The following is a 19329-nucleotide window of genomic DNA, read 5'->3' as shown; positions in this document are numbered from 1 at the left end:
GCCGCCCACCCCCGGAGTCGTGATGAGCACGCCGAAGCCCCCTTCGCAGACCCCTGTGGGGCGCGCCGAGCGACTCGTGATGTACGCGGTGGGGCTGGCGCTCGAACGCGACAGCGCGGAGGCCGCGGCCCGGGTCGCCGAGTCCGAAGAGGTCATGGCCACGGTCGGGCGCGCACGCGTGGGACGGATCGGCCACAAGACCGACCAGGTGTGGATGCAGGCCGTCTCCCTGTTCGGGTTCCTGGGCGCGGCCTGGTTCCTGATCACCGTGGCCGTGATGGTGGGCGGCCTGTTCCTGCCCCGTTCACCGCTGACCGGCTACCTCGTGGCGGCCGCGGCGGCGTTGCCCTCGGCCCTCTGCGTCTCCCGAGAGGCCGCGCACGAGATCGCCAAGTCGGCCCTGCGCCGCGGGCGGCTGACGGCGGGCGCCCGCCGCCGGCTGACCCGGGTCCGGAGCGACGCCTTCGTGCTCCCGGTGACCGTCCCGATGTACGGTGTCTGGCTGCTGGTGATCCAGCCTTGGGCCGTGACCGCGCAGGTCACCCGGTGAAGACGCCCGCCCGGGCCGCTGCGACGGCGGCCTGCGCCGCCCGCTCCGCCGTGGCCTCGTCCAACGGGGCCGCGGAGGTCAGGAAGCGGTAGTAGAGGGGGGCCGATACCGCGCGGACCACCTCGGCGGCGTCGGTGCCCTCCGGCAGTTCGCCCCGCTCGACGGCCTCCCGAACGCACGGCGCCCACTCGGCGAGGCGGACCTCGTAGAAGCGGTGCAGTGCCTCCGCGGTCTTCGCGTCGCTCGTGGCGGCGGCGATCACGGCCTTGAACAGGGCCCCCTGACGGGGGTCGGCCAGGGTGCGGCGTACGAGGGCTGCGTTGGCCCGCATGTCCTCCAGCAGCGAACCGGTCTCGGCGCGCGGCAGGGACTGTTCGGCCATGTCCGCCAGCAGATCCGCGACCAGGCCGGTGGCGGTTCCCCAGCGGCGGTACACGGTCGTCTTCCCCACCTCGGCACGGCGGGCGATCTCCGCCAGGTCCAGCCCGTGGAAGCCGTGCTCGGCCAGGGTGTCCCCGGCCGCCTCCAGCACCGCGGCCCGGACCCGGGCCGTACGGCCCCCGGGGCGGACGCTTCCCGGCTCGGCTCCCTCACCACTGGATGTCATAACGGGTCTCCGGTTCCATTAGTGCCGATCTCCTGTTAGGTTGGACCCACCTTAACGGGTCCAACGTTCCATTACCGCTCGCTGGAGGGATCCATCATGGAATACAGGCAGCTCGGCACGTCAGGCCTCAAGGTCCCCGCCCTCAGCTTCGGCGCCGGCACCTTCGGCGGCCAGGGGCCGCTGTTCGGCGCCTGGGGCACCACGGACGCGCAGGAGGCGCGACGGCTGGTGGACATCTGCCTGGAGGCGGGCATCACGATGTTCGACACCGCCGACGTGTACTCGGCGGGCGCCTCCGAGGAGGTCCTCGGCCAGGCGGTCAAGGGCCGCCGGGACGAGGTGCTGCTGTCCACCAAGGCCGGCCTGCCGACGGGCGACGGGCCGGGGGACGCCGGCACCTCCCGCTCGCGCCTGATCAGGGCGACGGAGGACGCCCTGCGCCGGCTCGGCACCGATTACATCGACCTCTTCCAGCTGCACGCCTTCGACGCCGCCACCCCCGTCGAGGAAGTGCTGTCGACGCTCGACCAACTCGTGCGGGCGGGGAAGATCCGCTACATCGGCGTCTCCAACTTCGCCGGCTGGCAGCTGATGAAGTCCCTGGCCGCCTCCGAGGAGCACGGCTTCCCGCGCTACGTGGCCCACCAGGTCTACTACTCCCTCATCGGTCGCGACTACGAATGGGAGCTGATGCCCCTCGGCCACGACCAGGGCGTCGGCGCCATGGTCTGGAGCCCCCTCGGCTGGGGCCGCCTGACGGGCAAGCTGCGCCGCGGCCGACCGCTGCCCGAGGGGAGCCGTCTGCACCAGACCGCCGACTACGGCCCGCCCGTCGAGGACGGACACCTCTACGACGTGGTCGACGCCCTCGACGAGGTCGCGCGGGAGACGGGCCGGAGCGTCCCCCAGGTGGCCATCAACTGGCTGCTGGGACGCCCCACCGTGTCCTCCGTCATCATCGGCGCCCGCAACGAGGCCCAGCTGCGTCAGAACATCGGCGCGACCGGCTGGACGCTGTCCCCCGAGCAGACGGCCCGCCTCGACGCCGCGAGCCACAGGCCGGCCCCGTACCCGTACTTCCCGTACGAACGCCAGGAGGCCTTCGCCCGCCTCAACCCGCCCCTGATCCGCCCGGCCGCGGAACTGCCGTAGGGACCGAGGCGGCGGGGTCAGCGTGCCTCGTCCACGTTCCACTCCTCCGGCAGTTGCGCACCGCAGAAGACGCAGAAGTAGTCCTCGTCCCGCACGATGCCGACCTCACCGCATCCGGGGCAGCGCCGGAACACCACCGCGTGGGTGAAACCGCCCGGGCGCGCGATCCCCGCCGCGTCCAGGGCCTCCGCGACGGCCGTCCACGAGGTGACATCGGGGCAGTAGCCGGTCGACTGGTTGCTGACCTCGGAGACCACCCACAGCCCGGACTCCTCGCGGAAGCCCATCTCCCCGGCCGCCAGAACGCTTCCGCCGCCGGCGCACACCACGTGCTCGCTCCGGCGCACCGCGAGCCGCAGCATGCCCGACGCCTCCACGACGAAGGTGAAGGGCTCGGCCGTCTCCCGTGCCGGCCGGTCGGCCAGCCAGTCGCCGAAGTCCGCGGAGGACGCGATTCCCGTACCCACGGCTTCCGGCCGGGCGAGCGCACGGAGCTCCGCCGGCCCCACGTATCGGTAGGTCCGCCCCCGCGTCGCCGTCACGCCGGCCGGCCTAACGGGACCGGGGCCGCGCTGGCGTCTGTACCTGGGGCCTGTCGGATCAGGCGGGGTCGGCGGAGGGGACGCTCCGGTCCAGCGTGTACGTGAAGGTGTACGCGACGGACTGCTCGCCGTGCCGGTGGTCGAACCCGCCCGAGCCCGACAGGCCGGTCAGTTCGCCGGTGCCCGAGCCCGGGACCACCTCGAAGCGGCAGCGTGTGCCCGAGGAGTCGAAATCGCCCCGCTCCTCCAGGACGAACGTCCCCTCGAGGCCGTCGACCGTGCCGGACAGGAGCTCCATGCCGGTGTAGGTGCCGGAGGTCTCCCCGGTGTACGCGATCGTGTACGAGCAGCCGGTGCCGGGGGCCTCGATCGCGCCGGAGAAGGAGTTGGTCACCGTGGCGCGGGCGAGCCGGGGTGCGGTGCCGGCCGGGCCCACGGGCTGTTCCTCCCAGTCGGCGAAGGTGAAGTGGCCGCCGGTCTGCGTGGGAGCGGGCGTGGGCGTGGGCATGGTGGTCCTCCTGCGCTGTGCGTCGTCGACCGGCGGGCGGTCGGTGCCCCCGGCGTGGGAACAGCCTGTCCGGGATTCCTGACATGTTCTGTCAGGTATCCCGGACAATGAACCGCATGCGCGCAGACCGGCTCCTCTCCCTCCTCCTGCTGCTCCAGAACCGCGGCCGGATGACCGCCCCCGAGCTCGCCGCCGAACTCGAGGTGTCGGTCCGTACCGTCTACCGGGACATCGACGCGCTGAGCGCCTCCGGAGTCCCCGTGCACGCCGACCGGGGCCCGGCCGGCGGGTACCGGCTGATGGACGGCTACCGCACCCGGCTCACCGGCCTCACCGACGCCCAGGCCGGCTCCCTCTTCCTCGCCGGCGCACCCGGCCCCGCGCGGGAACTCGGCCTCGGCGCCGACCTGGCCGCAGCGCAACTCAAACTCCAGGCGTCACTGCCCGCCGAACTCGCCTCCAGGGCACGGCGGATCCAAGCCAGGTTCCACCTGGACGCCCCGGCCTGGTTCCGCGACGCCGACCCCGTACCGCACCTCGCGCGGATCGCGCAGGCGGTGTGGGACCAGCGGATCCTGCGCACGCACTACCGCCGCTGGGGCGGCGAGGTCCACCGCGATCTGAGCCCGCTCGGCCTCGTGGTGAAGGGCGGCATCTGGTACCTGGTGGCCCGGGCGGAGGCGGAGGCGGAGGCGGAGGTGGAGGCTGAGGCGGAGGAGGAGGTGGTGCGGACCTACCGCGTGGGCCGGTTCCTGGCGGTCGAGACCCTGGAGGCCGGCTTCGAGCGGCCCACCGGCTTCGACCTGGCCGCGTACTGGCAGGAGAGCTCACGCCGGCTGGAGAGCTCGCTGCTGCGGCAGACCGCCGTCCTGCGGCTCTCCCCGCGCGCCCGGAAACTGCTGCCCATGTACTTCGGCTCGGCGGGCGTACGCGCCCTCGCGGACGCGGAGGCGGCCGGCGCGGACGCCGTAGACGCGGAGGGCCGGCTCCACGTCAGCCTCCCCGTGGAGTCCCAGGCCGTAGCGGTCGGAGACCTGCTGCGCCTCGGCCCCGAAGCCGAGGTCCTCGGCCCGCCCGAACTCCGCCAGGCGGTCGCCGAGGCGGTGGCCGTCCTGGCCGAACGCTACGGCCCGCAGCGGCTAGGAGGCGACGGGTTGGTAGACGAACCCGCTCAAGGGTGAGAGGACCTTCCAGCCGAGCGCCTCATAGAGCGCCCGGCCCTGGACGGTCGCACCCAGAACGCCCGCGGAGGCCCCGCTGTCGACGGCCGTGTTGGTGAGCGAGGCCATCACCACCGTCCCCAGGCCACGGCGCTGGTGGGACGGTTCGGTGACGATCTGGTCGAAGACGCAGGCCGTACCGGTCAGACCGGCCCGGCCGCACGCGGCGAGTTCCCCGTCGGCGTCGCTCAGGACGCGCACGTGGGTGACGCCGCCGGTGGTCTCGACGGTGACGGTGTACCCGTCCGGCGCCCGCACGCGCGACGGTCGCAGATCGACGGCCATCAGGAAGCAGGGATCGGTGGGCTCCCATGCGGACGAGAACCACGGTTCCATGTCGGCCGGTGCGAGGAAGGCCTTGACGCACGTGGTGGGCTCGGTGATCGTGCCGATGAGCCCCCGGGCGGTCTCGGCATCGGTGTCGAGCAGGACGTGACGCACCACCTGGGTCGGCACTCCGGTCTGGATCCGCAGTCCCCAGGGCACGTCCACCGGCTCGGGCATCCCCCGGGCCACGGCCCATCCTCGGACCCACGACCGTCCGGTCTCCAACATCCAAACCCCCGGGACACGCCTGCGGCCGGCGCCCTACTGTGGCGCGGTGACGACTCGGATGATCATTCTCAACGGTGGTTCCAGCTCGGGCAAGTCCGGCATCGTGCGCTGTCTGCAGGACGTACTGCCCGATCCGTGGCTGGCGTTCGGATGCGACTCGTTCGTCGACGCGCTTCCCGCGCGGATGCGGGCGTCGGACGACGGGATCACCTTCGACGCCGACGGCGGGGTGAGCGTCGGCGCGGAGTTCCGGGCGCTGGAGGAGGCCTGGACGGAAGGCATCGTGGCGATGGTCCGGGCCGGGGCCAGGGTCATCATCGACGACGTCTTCCTCGGTGGAGCGGCGTCCCGGCAGCGTTGGCAGAAGGCGCTCGGGGGAGTGGACGTGCTGTGGGTGGGCGTCAGGTGCGAGAGCGCCGTCGCCGAGGGCCGCGAGATCGCCCGGGGCGACAGGGTCCGGGGGATGGCCGCGGCGCAGGCGGACCTGGTCCACGAGGGCGTCGCCTACGACGTGGAGGTGGACACGACGCACACCGAGTCGCTGCTCTGCGCGCAGGCCATCGCCGCCCACGTCCGCTGACCGGGCGGCTCAGGAGACCGCGTACCACTGGCTGGCCCAGCCGGTGTTGATGGTGCTGGTGGACTGTTCCGCGAGGTTCACCGTGCGCGGCAGCGAGGTCTGACCCGTCAGCACGGTGCTGTAGCGGAGCTGCGGGGGCGCCAGGCCCGCGTTGACCGAGATGCCCGCCCCCGTCGCCTTGAGGGTGAGCCCGTTCGTCGCCCAATTGCCGTTGAGCAGCAGGGCGATGAAGTAGGTGCCGGGGGCGGCCGTGAACGGCTTGGAGAGGGCGAAGGGCTTGGCGATCGCGTCGGTCATCAGCTGCGGCGAGATGTCCTCGGTGGTCCCGACCAGGGCGCCGCCCGCGTCGTACACACCGAGGTAGCAGTTGGCGAGCTGGGCGTTCGGGTCGATGCCCGCCAGACCGAGCCAGATGTTCGACCAGGTGATCCGCTCGCGCAGGACGATCCGCACCAGGGTGACCCGTCCGCCGACGCCCGCGGCCGACTGGGCGGTGACGTGCCCCGCGTCATTGGGGTCGCCCGTCCAGGCGAGGAGGTTCTGGTCCTGGGGCCGGGGTCCGTCGAAGGAGCCGCCACCCGGCGCGGGCGCGGAAGCGGTGGCCGGCGCGGTCCCCGACCCCTGCCGCTCCCCGCCCGGAGCGGTGCACCCGCCCAGGATCAGCATCGTTGCGAGCGCGGCAACGAGGCCGGTCGTGGCGGTGGTGGTGCGGGTGCGCATGGTCCCCCCATGAGGTGCGGTTGTGCCGACGGGACATCGTCACACGGGCCGTCGCCGTGATCGGCGCCGGGAGGATCCCGAAAAACTTCGGGCGGGACCGATGAGTTCCGGGAGCCGAGGCGGTCCACCCCTGTGACGACCGGCCACCGAGGAGACGGAAATGACCGAGATCGAGACCAAGACCCACACCCTGGACGCCGCGGGTGCCCGGATCACCTACGACGTCCGCGCCGCCGCCGCCGGCGACCCGGCCGCCGACCCCGCGCTGCTGCTGGTCGGCTCGCCGATGGACGCCACCGGGTTCGCCACCCTCGCCTCCTACTTCACCGACCGTACGGTGGTCACCTACGACCCCCGGGGCGTGGGCCGCAGCCCCCGCACCGACGGCGCGACCGAGAACACGCCCGAGGAGCACGCCGACGATCTGCGGCGCGTGATCGAGGCCCTCGGAACGGGCCCGGTGGACGTGTTCGCGAGCAGCGGTGGCGCCGTGAACGCGCTCGCCCTGGTGGAGGGACAGGGGTCCCTGGTGCGCAACCTCGTCGCACACGAGCCGCCCTCGGCGCGGGTCCTCCCCGACCGCGAGGTGGTGCTGGCGGTCTGCGAGGACATCCACGCGACCTACCTGCGCGAGGGGATGGGGCCCGCGATGGTCAAGTTCTTCTCCGTGGTGTCCCGCAAGGGGCCCTTCCCCGCCGACTGGGCCGATGAGCCGCTTCCGTCGCCCTCCGAGTTCGGACTGCCGACCGAGGACGACGGCAAGCGGGACGACGCGCTCCTGGGCCTGAACATGCGGACCTGCACCGGCTACCTGCCCGACTTCGAGGCGCTGCGCGCCGCGCCGACGCACATCGTCATCGCGGCGGGCAAGGAGTCCGAAGACGAGTTCCCCGCCCGCGCCGCGGCGGAGATCGCCGCCGCGCTCGGCACGGGGCTGAGCGTGTTCCCCAGCCACCACGGAGGCTTCCTGGGCGGCGAGTACGGCCGGGAGGGCGCCCCCGAGGAGTTCGCACAGGCGCTGCGCGAGGCACTCCGTACCGGCGAATGATCCACCCGCCGGGCCTCCGCCGGGCCTCCGCCGGGCCTCCGCCGGGCATCCGCCGGGCATCCGTCCGTCATCCGTCCGGCATCCGCCCGGCATCGGTGGAACCGATCAGGATCGGAGAAGCCCTGCTCACGGGGGCGCGGCTAGCGTGAGGGACATGGACAACACAGACATCACCGTTCACTGGACCTTCCTCCCGCACACCGACCCCGAGGCCTCCCTGGCCTTCTACCGCGACGTCCTCGGCTTCGAGGTCCGAAACGACGTCGGGCAGGGCGCGATGCGCTGGATCACGGTCGGCCCCGCCGGCCGGCCCGGCACGTCGATCGTGCTGGAGCCGCCGGCCGCCGACCCCGGCATCACCGAGGAGGAGCGCCGTACCATCGTCGAGATGATGGCCAAGGGCACCTACGCCCGCATCGTCCTCGGCACCGAGGACCTCGACGGCACCTTCGCGCGGCTGAAGGCCGGGGGAGCGGAGTTCGTGCAGGAGCCCACCGAGCAGCCCTACGGCGGACGCGACTGCGCGTTCCGCGACCCCGCCGGCAACCTGATCCGGATCAACGAGGTGCGCCGAGCCCGAAACTGATTGGATCGAACAGATCTTCCGTTTCGTCCAGCGCACAGATGGAGACACCATGAGCAAGGCCACGAGGACGGACACGCGGTCGCCCGCGCCGCACGTTGCCGACAGCCACGACTTGATCCGCGTGCACGGTGCGCGCGAGAACAACCTCAAGGACGTCAGCATCGAGATCCCGAAGCGGCGGCTGACGGTGTTCACCGGCGTGTCCGGCTCGGGCAAGAGTTCGCTGGTCTTCGACACCATCGCCGCGGAATCGCAGCGGCTGATCAACGAGACCTACAGCGCCTTCGTACAGGGCTTCATGCCCACCCTGGCGCGGCCCGAGGTCGACGTCCTCGACGGGCTGACCACCGTGATCACCGTCGATCAGCAGCGGATGGGTGCCGACCCCCGCTCCACGGTCGGCACCGCCACCGACGCCAACGCGATGCTCCGCATCCTCTTCAGCAGGCTCGGGAAGCCGCACATCGGCTCGCCGAAGGCGTTCTCCTTCAACGTCGCGTCGATCAGCGGAGCGGGCGCGGTCACCGTGGAGCGCGCCGGACAGAAGGTGAAGGAGAAGCGGACCTTCAGCATCACCGGTGGCATGTGTCCGCGCTGCGAGGGGCGGGGCACGGTCACCGATCTCGACCTGACCCAGCTGTACGACGCGTCCAAGTCGCTCGCCGAGGGCGCGATCACGGTCCCCGGCTACACGGGCGGCGGCTGGAACTCCCGGCTCTACAGCGAATCCGGCTTCTTCGATCCGGACAAGCCGATCCGCAAGTACACCAAGAAGGAGCTTGCCGACTTCCTGCACCGCGAGCCGACCAGAATGAAGATCGCGGGCATCAACATGACCTACGAAGGTCTGATCCCGCGGATCCAGAAGTCGATGCTCGCCAAGGACAAGGAGGGCATGCAGCCGCACATCCGGGCCTTCGTCGACCGGGCGGTCACCTTCACCACCTGCCCCGAGTGCGAAGGCACCCGGCTCAGCGAGGGCGCCCGCTCCTCGAAGATCAAGGGGATCAGCATCGCCGACGCCTGCGCGATGCAGATCAGCGACCTCGCCGAATGGGTCCGGGGCGTCCAGGAGCCCTCGGTGGCGCCGCTGCTTGACGCGCTGCGGCACACTCTCGACTCGTTTACCGAGATCGGCCTGGGCTACCTCGCCCTCGACCGGCCGGCGGGCACGCTGTCGGGCGGCGAGGCGCAGCGCGTCAGGATGATCCGCCACCTGGGCTCCTCGCTCACCGACGTCACGTACGTCTTCGACGAGCCCACCACGGGCCTGCACCCGCACGACATCAGCCGGATGAACGACCTGCTGCTGCGCCTGCGGGACAAGGGCAACACCGTGCTGGTCGTGGAGCACAAGCCGCAGACGATCGCGATCGCCGACCACGTCGTCGACCTCGGGCCGGGTGCCGGACAGGCGGGCGGCGCGGTCTGCTTCGAGGGCACCGTCGAGGGGCTGCGCGCCGGCGACACCATCACCGGCCGCCACCTCGACGACCGGGCCTCCGTGAAGGAGAAGACGCGGACCGCCACCGGGACGCTGGAGATCCGCGGCGCGACGGCGCACAACCTGCGGAACGTCGACGTCGACGTCCCGCTCGGTGTGCTCTGCGTCGTCACCGGGGTCGCCGGTTCCGGCAAGAGCTCGCTCGTGCACGGGTCGCTGCCCCATCTGTCGGGGGCCGCGGGGGAAGGCGTGGTGTCGATCGACCAGGCCCCGATCCGCGGTTCGCGGCGGAGCAACCCGGCGACGTACACCGGACTGCTCGACCCGATCCGCAAGGCCTTCGCGAAGGCCAACGGCGTCAAGCCGGCCCTGTTCAGCGCCAACTCCGAGGGCGCCTGCCCCAATTGCAACGGAGCCGGGGTCATCTACACCGACCTCGCGATCATGGCGGGCGTCGCCACGACCTGCGAGGAGTGCGAGGGCAAGCGGTTCGACGCCTCGGTGCTGGAGTACCGGCTCGGCGGCCGCGACATCAGCGAGGTGCTGGCGATGCCGGTGACCGAGGCCGAGGCCTTCTTCGGCGACGGCGAGGCGCGCACGCCGGCCGCCCACAAGATCCTGGAGCGGCTCGCGGACGTCGGGCTCGGCTACCTCAGCCTCGGCCAGCCGCTGACGACCCTGTCCGGCGGCGAGCGGCAGCGGCTCAAGCTGGCCACCCACATGGGCGACAAGGGCGGGGTCTACGTCCTGGACGAGCCGACCACCGGCCTTCACCTCGCCGACGTGGAGCAGTTGCTCGGCCTGCTCGACCGGCTGGTGGACGCCGGCAAGTCGGTGATCGTCGTGGAGCACCACCCGGCGGTGATGGCGCACGCCGACTGGATCATCGACCTCGGCCCCGGCGCCGGTCACGACGGCGGGCGGATCGTCTTCGAGGGCACCCCCGCCGACCTGGTCGCCGCCCGCTCCACCCTGACGGGCGAGCACCTGGCCGACTACGTGGGCGGCTGAGACCACGGGCCGCCGGTGCGACGGGGGCCTGTCCGGCGGATCGGAGTCGGACAGGCCCTAACGGCGCAGATCGACGACCAGGTGCGCGGACAGCGTGCCGAGGAACTCGGCCGCGTCGAAAGCCGCCCCGGCGGACAGGACCCCGCAGGACGCCGTGGTCCGACCCGTCAGGACGCGGTGGACGGCCTCCACCGCGAGCGGCGCGCTGACGGCGTAGATGTCCCGGCCGCTCGCGGTGGCGCGCAGCTCCTCGCCGCCGGATCGCACCAGCACGTCGACCAGGAAGGACTGCGCGGACCTCCCGCGCCCGTCGACCGCGGTCGGTGCCGGGGTGTCCGGCGCGGCCAGCTCGCCCGCGGCCTCGACCGTCATGTAGGTGCGGACCTCGGGGACGTCCAGATGGCTGGGGACGGTGACGACGTCCGCCATGGTGAACTCGCCGATCACCTCACGTGCGCCCAACGGCTCTGGGAAGGCCCACTTCAGGGTCGGCAGCGCGTCGTCGTGGTACTCCAGCCGCCCCTGGCCGTAGCGGACGCGCCGGCCGTTCCGGCGCTCCCCGGAGACCTTGCCGGCGGCGCGGGTGCCGGCGGTGGGGTGCCAGCTGCTGAGCCCGTACGCGACGTGGACCTCGTCGGCCCGTGTCCGGTCACCCAGCGCCGCGGTGACCAGCAGGTCGCCGAGGCCGCCGAAGAAGGCCATCGCGGGGATCACCACGGCGCCGGCGGCCCGGGCGGGATCCGCGAAGCGCCCGAAGGTGTCCGCGTTGGCCTCGATCTCGGCCGCCACGTCCACGTACGGGATCCCGGCGCGCAGGGCCGCCTCGATCACCGGTGAGCCGGTGGTGGCGAACGGGCCGGCGGTGTTGATCACGGCGGCCGCTCCCGCGAGCGCGTGGTCGAGGGAGGCGGCGTCGTCGACCGAGGCGGGCCGGACGTCGAGACCGGGGTGGGAGGCCGCGAGCTGCCGCAGCTTGTCGGCGTCGCGTCCGGACGCGATCGGGACGAACCCGCGCGCCAGCAGCTCCGCCACCACGAAACGGCCGGTGTGCCCGTAGGCACCGAACACCGCAACCCTCTGACCTGCACTCATCAGCTTCTCCCGCCGCTCTTGACCGTTGAACTGTGAACATCATGCGGGCGGTGGATGACCGGCACGAGTGTCCGGAACGACATGGCCCGTACAATTCCGGACATGAATTCCGTCGCGCTCGCCGTCACCGACGGGATGCTGCACTTCGAACTGTCCCTGGCCTGCGAGGTCTTCGGCGCCGACCTGTCCCACCTCGTCGACCCCTGGTACGAGTTCGCCCTCTGCGGGCCGGGCCCCGTGCGGGTCGGAAGGTTCCGGATGGAGCCCGACAGCGGGCTCGACGGCCTCGCCGCCGCCGACCTGGTCATCGTCCCCGGCTGGGCCGACATCGACGTGGACCCGCCCGCCGACCTGGTCGACGCGGTCCGCGCGGCCCACGAGGCGGGCGCGCGGGTGGCCTCCCTGTGCACGGGCGCCTTCGTACTGGCCGCCGCCGGCCTGCTGGACGGCCGGCGCGCGACCACGCACTGGGCCCACACCCGCGCCCTGGCCGACCGCCACCCACGGGTGGAGGTCGATCCGGACGTGCTCTACGTGGACAACGGCAGCGTGCTCACCTCGGCGGGCAAGGCCGCCGCCATGGACCTGTGCCTGCACCTGGTCCGCCTCGACCACGGCTCGGCGGTCGCCAACACCATCGCCCGCCGCCTCGTCGTGCCCCCGCACCGGGCCGGCGGCCAGGCCCAGTTCGTCCCCGCCCCGGTGCCCGACCAGGACGACCATCCCCTCACCAGGCTGTTCCCCTGGGCCATCGAACGCCTCGACCGGGCGCTGACCGTCGAGGACATGGCCCGGCGGGCGAACATGAGCTCGCGCCACCTGGGCCGCCACTTCAGGGCGGTCACCGGCACCACCCCGCTGCAATGGCTGCTGACCCAGCGGATCCGGCGCGCCCAGGAGCTGCTGGAGACCACCGGCGACGGCATCGACGCCATCGCGCAGGCCACCGGCATGGGCACCGCCGCATCGCTGCGCCGCCACTTCAACCGCACCATCGGCGTCCCTCCGGACACCTACCGCCGCACCTTCCGCACCTCACGGGCCGCCGCCGGCCGACCGGGGTCCAGCTGACCGGCGAGCAGGGCGGCCAGGGCGAGGCCGAATCCGGCGAGCTGCCCGGGCGTGAAGGCCTCGCCGAGCATCAACGCACCGATGAGCGCGGAGACCAGGGGCGACAGCAGCACGAGCATGCCGGTCGCGGTCACGGGAAGCCGTCCGATGCCGCGGAACCACAGCACGTGGGCGATGAATCCACCCACGGTGCCCAGCCACAGGTAGCCGCTCACCGCGGACCCGTCCAGACGCGGGGGAGCGCCCTCGAAGAGCAGCACGAGAGGCAGCAGGACGAGTCCGCCCGCGGTCAGCTGCCAGCCGGCCATCGACGCGGGGCCGACTCCGGCGGGACGGCCCCAGTGCTTGGTGAGGACGATCCCCAGTGCCATGGAACCGGCCCCCGCGAGACCCGCGAGCACACCGACCCCGTCGAGTCGCGCGCTCGGACCGAGGATCACGAGCCCGACGCCGGCGGCTCCGGCGATGCCCCAGCCGATGCGCCAGACCGAGGCACGCTCCCGCAGGACGGCGACCGCGAGCCCCGCGACCATGATCGGCTGCACGGCGGCGAGGGTGCCCGCGACACCACCGGGCAGCAGCTCCGCCGCCACGAAGAGGAGCGTGTAGACGGCCGCGATGTTGAGGGCGCCGAGCACGGCGGCCTTCCACCACCACGCGCCGCGCGGCAGCACCCGGGTGAGGAGCAGGAGCAGCAGCCCTCCGGGCAGTGACCGCATCAGGGCGGCGAACAGCGGGTGGCCGGGCGGCAGAAGCTCCGTCGTGACCGCGTACGTGGTCCCCCAGGCGGCCGGCGCGAGAGCCGTGGCGGCGATCAGCGCGACGGCGCCGCCCGCTCCGCGCGCCCGTCCACCGCCGCGCGGTCCCGGGTCCCGCTCCGCCTCTGCCGGTACCAGCTCCCGCTGCGGTGAAGTGCTCATACAGGCAGTCTTGTCGCGCCACCACCCATGCGTCCAAGACATGGTTGTCATCGGACCGATCGCGCCGGAGGATGGATGGCATGGAACTCCGACAGCTCCGGTACGTCGTCGCCGTGGCCGAGACCCGCAACTTCACCCGGGCCGCGGCACGTTGCTTCGTCGCCCAGTCGGCGCTCAGCCGCCAGATCGCCAACCTGGAGCGCGAGCTCGGGGCGAAACTGTTCGCCCGGACCAGCCGGCGGGTGGAACTGACCCCGGCGGGCGAGGCGTTCCTCGCGGGCGCGCGCCAGTCCATCGAGGCCGCCGAGCGGGCCGCGGCCGACGCGGCCGCGGCGGTGGGCGAGGTACGGGGGCGACTGACCATCGGGATCATCCCCATGGTGGTCTCGATCGACATCGCGGAGGTCCTCCAACTGTTCCGCGGGCAGCACCCCCAGGTGCGCGTGGCACTCCACGTCGGTGCGAGCGACGTCATGACGGCCGAGGTCGCCGCCGGCGACCTGGACGTGGCCTTCCTGGGCCTGCCCGGCGGCACCGAGCCCCATGGCGTCGCGGCCCTCGAACTCGGCCGGGAACGGCTCGTCGCCGTGGTGCCTCCCACCCACGAACTCGCCCACCACGCCACGGTCACCCTGTCCGAGCTCGCCGGGTCGCCGTTCGTCGACTTCCCGGCGGGCTCCCCGGGCCGGGCGCAGAGCGATCAGGCCTTCGAGGCCGCGGAGTTGGAGCGCGACGTCGCCTACGAAATGATGTCCGTCGAACTGATGACGAGGCTCGTCAGCCGGGGCCTGGCCGTCGCACTCCTCCCCGCCGCCATCGCCCACGCCACCCCGTCCGTCCGCGCACTCCCGCTCGACGGCGCCCCGAGCCGTGCCGAGTACCTGATCTGGAGCAGGTTCAACCCCACCCCCGCGACCCGCGCGTTCCTGTCCCGGTTCGAACCCCACCCCTGACGGGACCCCCGGCCTACCGGCCGACCGCGCCGAGGAGCAGCCGTGCGGCGACCGCCGCACCGTCGGTGCGGATCGTGCCCGCCACGGCCACCGCCCGGGCGCCGGTTTCGGGGCCCAGGGCCGTGCCGAGTGCCGCCGACAAGGACTCGACGGTGGGCGTCGGGTCGTCGTGGGCCACGCCGGTGCCCAGGTCTGCCACCCGGCCGGCCCAGTACGGCTGGTCCGCCCCCTGGGGTACCACCACCTGCGGCACGCCCGCCCGGGTGGCGGTGGTCGTGGTGCCCGCACTGCCGTGGTGGACGACGGCCGCCGTACGGCGGAAGAGCGCCTGCTGGTTGACCTCGCCGACGGCGATGCAGTCGTCCTGGTCGTCGATCAGGGCCAGTTGCGCCCAGCCGCGGGAGACGACCACGCGGCGGCCCCCCGCGCGCACCGCCTCGATGGCCGTCTTGGCGAAGGCCTGCGGGGCACTGATCGGCATGCTGCCGAAGCCCACGTACACCGGTGCCGGGCCGGCGTCCAGGAACGCCACCAGCTCTGCCGGGAGCGGGCGTTCGTCCGTCAGGTTCCACGCTCCGGTCTGCACCACGCCGAGGCCCGTCGGCTGCCACGGGGACAGGACCGGGTCCGTGGCCAGCCACGGCCGGGCGCTGAACGCGAAGTCGCGGATGTCGTCCACCGGCGGCAGACCGATCGCCGCCCGACGGGAGTTGACCGACTCGCCGAACATCGCGTTCGCGATCCGCGCGTCCTCTTCCCACAACGCCGTGTTGTCGCTCGGCTCCACGGACAGCGGCATGCCCCGCCGCGCCGGCGGCCGACGGTACGGCGACGGCAGGCTGACCGGCTGATGGCTCGCGTGCACGTAGCGGATGCCCAACTTCTCGGCCACGGACCGACCACAGGCCGCGACCGGCAGCGGGCCGGTCACCACCAGCGCGTCACACCCCTCGGCCGCCGAGGCGACCGTGTCGAACTGAGCGTCCATCAACTCGGCCGCGCGCTGCGCCAACCCCGCCGCCGACCCCGGTGTCACCGTGGTCACCAGCGGGCGCACCGGCGCACCGGCCGGCACCATCTCCACGCCGACTCCGGCGAACCGCTCCACGAACTCCTCGTCGGGCGGCGCGCACACCCGCACCTCCCCACCGAGTTCCCGCAACGCCAGGGCGAGCCCCACCATGGGTTCGACGCTCCCGCGCCCCCCGTACGCCGACAACAGCACACGCATTCCGCAACTCCCCGTCTCCGCAGGTCTCCTGAAACCGTGATTCTGCGATACGGGCGTCGACTTGAAGAAGCGGGCCCCCGACCCACCCCGCCCCGCCCGTGGCGACGACCTACTGTGTACGGGGCTGATGCGGCCGGCGTCGACGGGGGAAGGTGCGTACAGCGGTGAACGAGAAGCGGGGCGCCGCATGACCGGCCCGGGCACGCCCTCGGAGCCCGGCGGTGTCCCGGCTCCGCCCTTCGACCCCGAACTCGGCGCCGTACTCGCGGGTTTGGACAGGGCCGCGAGGGAACCGATCACCCTGGACAACCTCCGGGCCAGGCAGGCACGGGACGCGTCCGCCAGACCCCGGCCGACGGCCGAAGAGCTGCGCGCCGACGGCCGGTTCGAGGTGACGGAGCTCCGTGTGCCGGGGCCGCCGGGCGGACCGGACCTCACGCTCGTGAGCGCCCGGCCGTCCGCGGCGGCCGGGCCGCTGCCCCTGCTGTACTACATGCACGGCGGCGGCATGATCATGGGCAACGCGTGGTCCGTGCTGCCGAGGATCCTCCGCGAGTGGGTCCTCCCACTGGACCTGGCCGTCATCTCGGTCGAGTACCGGCTGGCGCCGCAGGCCAAGTACCCGGAGCCGCTGGAGGATTGTTACGCCGGACTCGTCTGGGCGGCAGAAAACGCGGCCGAACTCGGCACCGATCCCGAACGCATCGTGATCGGGGGCAAGAGCGCGGGCGGCGGACTCGCCGCGGCGCTCGCCCTGCTGGCCCGTGACCGCGGGGGCCCCGCCGCGCTGGGGCAGTTGCTGCTCTCCCCGATGCTGGACGACCGCGGCGGCACGTTCTCCAGCCGCCAGATGTCCGGCCTCGGAGTGTGGGACCCCACCTCCAACGAAACCGCGTGGAAGGCGCTGCTGGGCGACCGCCACGGCGCCGCTGACCTGCCGCCCTACGCGGCCCCCTCCCGCGCCACCGACCTCTCCCGCCTCCCTCCGGCCTACATCGACACCGGGTCGGCGGAGATGTTCCGGGACGAGAACGTGGCGTACGCGAACGCGATCTGGCAGGCCGGCGGCCAGGCCGAACTGCACGTATGGCCCGGCGCCTACCACGGCTTCGACGGCTTGGCGCCGCACGCGGCCCTCACCCGCGACGCGGGACACGCCAGGACCCGCTGGCTCCGACGGCTCCTGGCGAAGCCGGGAGACACCCGTGAGAGCGCGGTGCCGGTGTCGTGACCATCGCAGTCCGCCCGGCGCGGGGCGAGCCGCTCCGCGCCCTCGGCCCCGCCGGGATCCTTCCTACGACGGTGACGAGCCGGGCGGCCGGGCGGAACCACTCGCATCGTCGGCCTGCGCGGGCTGCGCGGCCTGCGCGGGCTCCAGGGCCTGCGCCGCGTGCCCGGTGTCCGTGGCCTCGGCGGGCTCAGCGGCCTGCGCGACCGGCGCGGCCTGCGTGACCTCCGAGGCCTGCGTCTGCCCGGGGACGCCGACGGTCCCTTCCAGCGCCGCCGCCATCGCCCGCTGCCTGCGGACGCGTCGGCCGCGCACGGCGGCGTACAGGGCGGCGGTCATGATGCCGGCGGCGCACCAGGCGCCGAGGACCACGGAGATCGTGGTGAGCACGGCCACGAGGGCTCCTCGGGGTGTGAGACGGCTGAAGCACGGGACGGAAACGGCGGCGGTACCGGCCGCCGTGCCTGGAGAACGAGCGGCAGGGCGTTCCCGGTTCGGCCGCGAACCCCCGCAGTGGGAGTGAACCCGGTATGTCGCACGCCGGGTTGCCGCGGCCGGCGCCCCATCCGCGCCGGGGAATGCCGTACGACCGCGTCAGGACTCACGACGAACCGCCTTCGGGGCAACGACCGTGACCAGAACCGCCACTCAGGGCGATGCGGTGCTTGCTCACCGTGACCGAGGTGTACCCCGAGGGTGCGGGCTTCACGCCCGGATCGGACGCCGCGTCCCCGCCGGGTGTGTTTCGGCCCGTTTTCCCCCGGGAGGGTGGCAGGGTGGAGGCATGTGCGGTCGATATGCCTCCTCCCGGGCCCCGGAGGACCTCGCGGGCCTCTTCGACGCCGAGCGGGATCCCACCGCCGGGGAACTCGGCCCCTCGTGGAACGTGGCCCCGACCGACGACGTGTGGGCCGTCCTGGAGCGGGCCGACCGCACCACCGGCGAAGTGGCCCGGCGGCTTCGGCCGGTGCGGTGGGGGCTGGTCCCCTCGTGGGCGAAGGACCCGGGGGTCGGCTCGCGGATGATCAACGCTCGGGTGGAGACCGTGCACGAGAAGCCCGCCTACCGGCGCGCGTTCACCCGGCGGCGGTGCCTGCTGCCCGCGGACGGCTTCTACGAATGGGTCGCCGTGCCCGCCACCGGCTCGGCCAAGGCCTACAAGCAGCCGTACTTCATCCGCCCCGAGGACACGGGCGTGATGGCCATGGCGGGGCTGTATGAGTTCTGGCGCGACCCGGCCGTCAAGGACGACGAAGACCCGTCGGCCTGGCTGACCACCGCCACCATCATCACCACCGAGGCCACCGACGCGGCCGGCCGCGTCCACCCCCGCATGCCGCTGGCCCTCGACCCGGGGGACTACGACACCTGGCTCGATCCCGCCCACCAGGACACGGCGGACCTCCGTGCCCTCCTCCACACCCCGGGCGGAGGCCGTCTCGCGGTGACGGCGGTCTCGACCGCGGTCAACAGCGTCCGCAACAACGGCCCCGAACTCCTGGCCCCCGCCGCCCCCTGACCCGCCTCCTGGCCTGCACCACCCGCCGTCGGCCGACCCGCCGTCAGCCCACCCGCCGGGCCAGCACCTGCCCCGGCCAGGCCCCGTCGAGGAACCGATCGGTGCGGGTGAAGCCGTTGCGCTCGTAATACGAGACCAGCTCGCCCCCGCCGCCCGCCCAGCAGTCGACCCGCAGCAGTGCCACGCCCGCCCGCCGGGTCTCCTCGGCGGCATGGGCGAGCAGCGCCGCCCCGACGCCCAGACCGGCGTACCGTCGGTCGGAGACCAGCAGCCGGACGTACCGCTCGGGTTCCCCGGCCGGCGCGATCGGCAACTGCGGGCTGGGCCCCGTGTCCAGCACGAGGGCTCCGACGGGTACTCCGTCCAGCTCGGCGACGTACGGCACGTTCTCGGTCGTGTACCGCTCGACCCGCGCCACCGCGCCGGGCTTCTGCGAATACGGAGTCGTGCCCCATTGCTCCGTATTGCCCCGGCCGTTCATCCAGGCCACCGCGGCGTCGAGCATGCCGAGCACGGCCGGTACGTCGGAGGGGCCGCCCGGTCTGATCCGCACGCCATGGCCTCGAGAGGTGTCGTCGTTCACGCCGGAAGCCTAGTGCTCTGACCGGAAAGGTTCCGCGCCTCACGACGCCCGGCACGGCACCTCGCCGCGTTGTCGGGCCACGCGAGTACGTCCAGTACGAGCCGTGGCCCTCCGCCTTGCGATCCACCGCACCGGACGCCGTGAACCGGCAAACCTTTCCGGTCAGAGCACTAGGCGGCCGCCGGGCACCCGCGGGCCTCGGGAGATGA

21 protein-coding genes are annotated in these 19329 nt (G+C 72.9%); 11 read left to right on the top strand and 10 right to left on the bottom strand.

Annotation, left to right across the window (positions count from 1 at the left end):
* Nucleotides 1-22 precede the first annotated feature (22 nt).
* A complete protein-coding gene (locus tag ACIQ5Y_RS03225) occupies nucleotides 23-550 on the top strand; it encodes a hypothetical protein (protein ID WP_403874430.1) in 528 nt (175 codons plus the stop codon).
* On the opposite strand, the gene ACIQ5Y_RS03220 is transcribed toward ACIQ5Y_RS03225, so the two are convergent.
* Complete coding sequence (locus ACIQ5Y_RS03220) at nucleotides 540-1157, bottom strand: TetR/AcrR family transcriptional regulator (RefSeq protein WP_403874428.1); 618 nt, start codon at nucleotides 1155-1157, stop codon at nucleotides 540-542. The genes ACIQ5Y_RS03225 and ACIQ5Y_RS03220 overlap by 11 nt on opposite strands.
* Before the next feature lie 96 nt (nucleotides 1158-1253).
* Between ACIQ5Y_RS03220 and ACIQ5Y_RS03215 the strand changes: the two genes are divergently transcribed.
* On the top strand, nucleotides 1254-2309 hold the full coding sequence (locus tag ACIQ5Y_RS03215; protein WP_403874426.1) for an aldo/keto reductase: 1056 nt from the start codon (nucleotides 1254-1256) through the stop codon (nucleotides 2307-2309).
* Nucleotides 2310-2326: 17 nt separating this feature from the next.
* Here ACIQ5Y_RS03215 and ACIQ5Y_RS03210 read toward each other — a convergent pair whose 3' ends face one another.
* On the bottom strand, nucleotides 2327-2851 hold the full coding sequence (locus ACIQ5Y_RS03210) for a hypothetical protein (RefSeq protein ID WP_403874424.1): 525 nt from the start codon (nucleotides 2849-2851) through the stop codon (nucleotides 2327-2329).
* A 58-nt stretch (nucleotides 2852-2909) separates the two neighbouring features.
* Complete coding sequence (locus tag ACIQ5Y_RS03205) at nucleotides 2910-3359, bottom strand: DUF3224 domain-containing protein (RefSeq protein WP_403874422.1); 450 nt, start codon at nucleotides 3357-3359, stop codon at nucleotides 2910-2912.
* Nucleotides 3360-3466: 107 nt separating this feature from the next.
* Here ACIQ5Y_RS03205 and ACIQ5Y_RS03200 point away from each other — a divergent pair, with 107 nt between their 5' ends.
* Complete coding sequence (locus tag ACIQ5Y_RS03200) at nucleotides 3467-4540, top strand: helix-turn-helix transcriptional regulator (RefSeq protein WP_403874420.1); 1074 nt, start codon at nucleotides 3467-3469, stop codon at nucleotides 4538-4540.
* Here ACIQ5Y_RS03200 and ACIQ5Y_RS03195 read toward each other — a convergent pair.
* On the bottom strand, nucleotides 4499-5095 hold the full coding sequence (locus ACIQ5Y_RS03195; protein ID WP_403874418.1) for a GNAT family N-acetyltransferase: 597 nt from the start codon (nucleotides 5093-5095) through the stop codon (nucleotides 4499-4501). The genes ACIQ5Y_RS03200 and ACIQ5Y_RS03195 overlap by 42 nt on opposite strands.
* An 85-nt stretch (nucleotides 5096-5180) precedes the next feature.
* On the opposite strand from ACIQ5Y_RS03195, the gene cpt reads away from it, so the two are divergent.
* A complete protein-coding gene (gene cpt, locus ACIQ5Y_RS03190; protein WP_403874416.1) occupies nucleotides 5181-5714 on the top strand; it encodes a chloramphenicol phosphotransferase CPT in 534 nt (177 codons plus the stop codon).
* A gap of 9 nt (nucleotides 5715-5723) precedes the next feature.
* Here cpt and ACIQ5Y_RS03185 read toward each other — a convergent pair whose 3' ends face one another.
* Nucleotides 5724-6434: a hypothetical protein gene (locus ACIQ5Y_RS03185; RefSeq protein ID WP_403874414.1), complete on the bottom strand. Its 711-nt coding sequence runs from the start codon at nucleotides 6432-6434 to the stop codon at nucleotides 5724-5726.
* A 160-nt stretch (nucleotides 6435-6594) separates the two neighbouring features.
* On the opposite strand from ACIQ5Y_RS03185, the gene ACIQ5Y_RS03180 reads away from it, so the two are divergent.
* The 3 genes from ACIQ5Y_RS03180 to ACIQ5Y_RS03170 all read left to right on the top strand — a co-directional run bounded on the left by ACIQ5Y_RS03180 (nucleotide 6595) and on the right by ACIQ5Y_RS03170 (nucleotide 10523).
* Complete coding sequence (locus ACIQ5Y_RS03180) at nucleotides 6595-7482, top strand: alpha/beta fold hydrolase (protein WP_403874413.1); 888 nt, start codon at nucleotides 6595-6597, stop codon at nucleotides 7480-7482.
* Nucleotides 7483-7636: 154 nt separating this feature from the next.
* A complete protein-coding gene (locus tag ACIQ5Y_RS03175; protein WP_403874411.1) occupies nucleotides 7637-8068 on the top strand; it encodes a VOC family protein in 432 nt (143 codons plus the stop codon).
* A gap of 49 nt (nucleotides 8069-8117) precedes the next feature.
* The gene (locus ACIQ5Y_RS03170; RefSeq protein WP_403874409.1) at nucleotides 8118-10523 is read left to right on the top strand and encodes an ATP-binding cassette domain-containing protein; all 2406 of its coding nucleotides are present in this window, start codon (nucleotides 8118-8120) and stop codon (nucleotides 10521-10523) included.
* Between the two features lie 57 nt (nucleotides 10524-10580).
* Here the strand turns inward: ACIQ5Y_RS03170 and ACIQ5Y_RS03165 are convergent, their stop codons facing one another.
* Nucleotides 10581-11615 carry a saccharopine dehydrogenase family protein gene (locus ACIQ5Y_RS03165; RefSeq protein ID WP_403874407.1) on the bottom strand — a complete coding sequence of 345 codons (1035 nt, stop codon included), beginning with the start codon at nucleotides 11613-11615 and terminating at the stop codon, nucleotides 10581-10583.
* Nucleotides 11616-11717: 102 nt separating this feature from the next.
* Here ACIQ5Y_RS03165 and ACIQ5Y_RS03160 point away from each other — a divergent pair, with 102 nt between their 5' ends.
* On the top strand, nucleotides 11718-12686 hold the full coding sequence (locus tag ACIQ5Y_RS03160) for a helix-turn-helix domain-containing protein (protein WP_403874406.1): 969 nt from the start codon (nucleotides 11718-11720) through the stop codon (nucleotides 12684-12686).
* Here ACIQ5Y_RS03160 and ACIQ5Y_RS03155 read toward each other — a convergent pair.
* The gene (locus ACIQ5Y_RS03155) at nucleotides 12629-13606 is read right to left on the bottom strand and encodes an EamA family transporter (RefSeq protein ID WP_403874404.1); all 978 of its coding nucleotides are present in this window, start codon (nucleotides 13604-13606) and stop codon (nucleotides 12629-12631) included. The genes ACIQ5Y_RS03160 and ACIQ5Y_RS03155 overlap by 58 nt on opposite strands.
* A gap of 80 nt (nucleotides 13607-13686) precedes the next feature.
* Between ACIQ5Y_RS03155 and ACIQ5Y_RS03150 the strand changes: the two genes are divergently transcribed.
* Nucleotides 13687-14559 carry a LysR family transcriptional regulator gene (locus ACIQ5Y_RS03150; RefSeq protein ID WP_403874402.1) on the top strand — a complete coding sequence of 291 codons (873 nt, stop codon included), beginning with the start codon at nucleotides 13687-13689 and terminating at the stop codon, nucleotides 14557-14559.
* A 13-nt stretch (nucleotides 14560-14572) separates the two neighbouring features.
* Here ACIQ5Y_RS03150 and ACIQ5Y_RS03145 read toward each other — a convergent pair whose 3' ends face one another.
* Nucleotides 14573-15790: a glycosyltransferase gene (locus ACIQ5Y_RS03145; protein WP_403874399.1), complete on the bottom strand. Its 1218-nt coding sequence runs from the start codon at nucleotides 15788-15790 to the stop codon at nucleotides 14573-14575.
* 187 nt (nucleotides 15791-15977) lie between these two features.
* Between ACIQ5Y_RS03145 and ACIQ5Y_RS03140 the strand changes: the two genes are divergently transcribed.
* On the top strand, nucleotides 15978-17021 hold the full coding sequence (locus ACIQ5Y_RS03140) for an alpha/beta hydrolase (RefSeq protein WP_403874396.1): 1044 nt from the start codon (nucleotides 15978-15980) through the stop codon (nucleotides 17019-17021).
* Between the two features lie 63 nt (nucleotides 17022-17084).
* Here the strand turns inward: ACIQ5Y_RS03140 and ACIQ5Y_RS03135 are convergent, their stop codons facing one another.
* Nucleotides 17085-17414 (bottom strand): hypothetical protein, encoded by a 330-nt coding sequence (locus tag ACIQ5Y_RS03135; protein WP_403874394.1) that lies wholly within the window; start codon nucleotides 17412-17414, stop codon nucleotides 17085-17087.
* 388 nt (nucleotides 17415-17802) lie between these two features.
* Between ACIQ5Y_RS03135 and ACIQ5Y_RS03130 the strand changes: the two genes are divergently transcribed.
* The gene (locus tag ACIQ5Y_RS03130; RefSeq protein ID WP_403874392.1) at nucleotides 17803-18537 is read left to right on the top strand and encodes an SOS response-associated peptidase; all 735 of its coding nucleotides are present in this window, start codon (nucleotides 17803-17805) and stop codon (nucleotides 18535-18537) included.
* A gap of 43 nt (nucleotides 18538-18580) precedes the next feature.
* Here ACIQ5Y_RS03130 and ACIQ5Y_RS03125 read toward each other — a convergent pair whose 3' ends face one another.
* The gene (locus tag ACIQ5Y_RS03125; protein WP_403874390.1) at nucleotides 18581-19120 is read right to left on the bottom strand and encodes a GNAT family N-acetyltransferase; all 540 of its coding nucleotides are present in this window, start codon (nucleotides 19118-19120) and stop codon (nucleotides 18581-18583) included.
* Between the last annotated feature and the right edge of the window lie 209 nt (nucleotides 19121-19329).

Origin of the sequence: Streptomyces sp. NPDC096339, assembly GCF_044762985.1 — a bacterium.
Lineage (GTDB): Bacteria > Actinomycetota > Actinomycetes > Streptomycetales > Streptomycetaceae > Streptomyces.
This window is presented reverse-complemented; position numbering and strand designations above follow the sequence as displayed.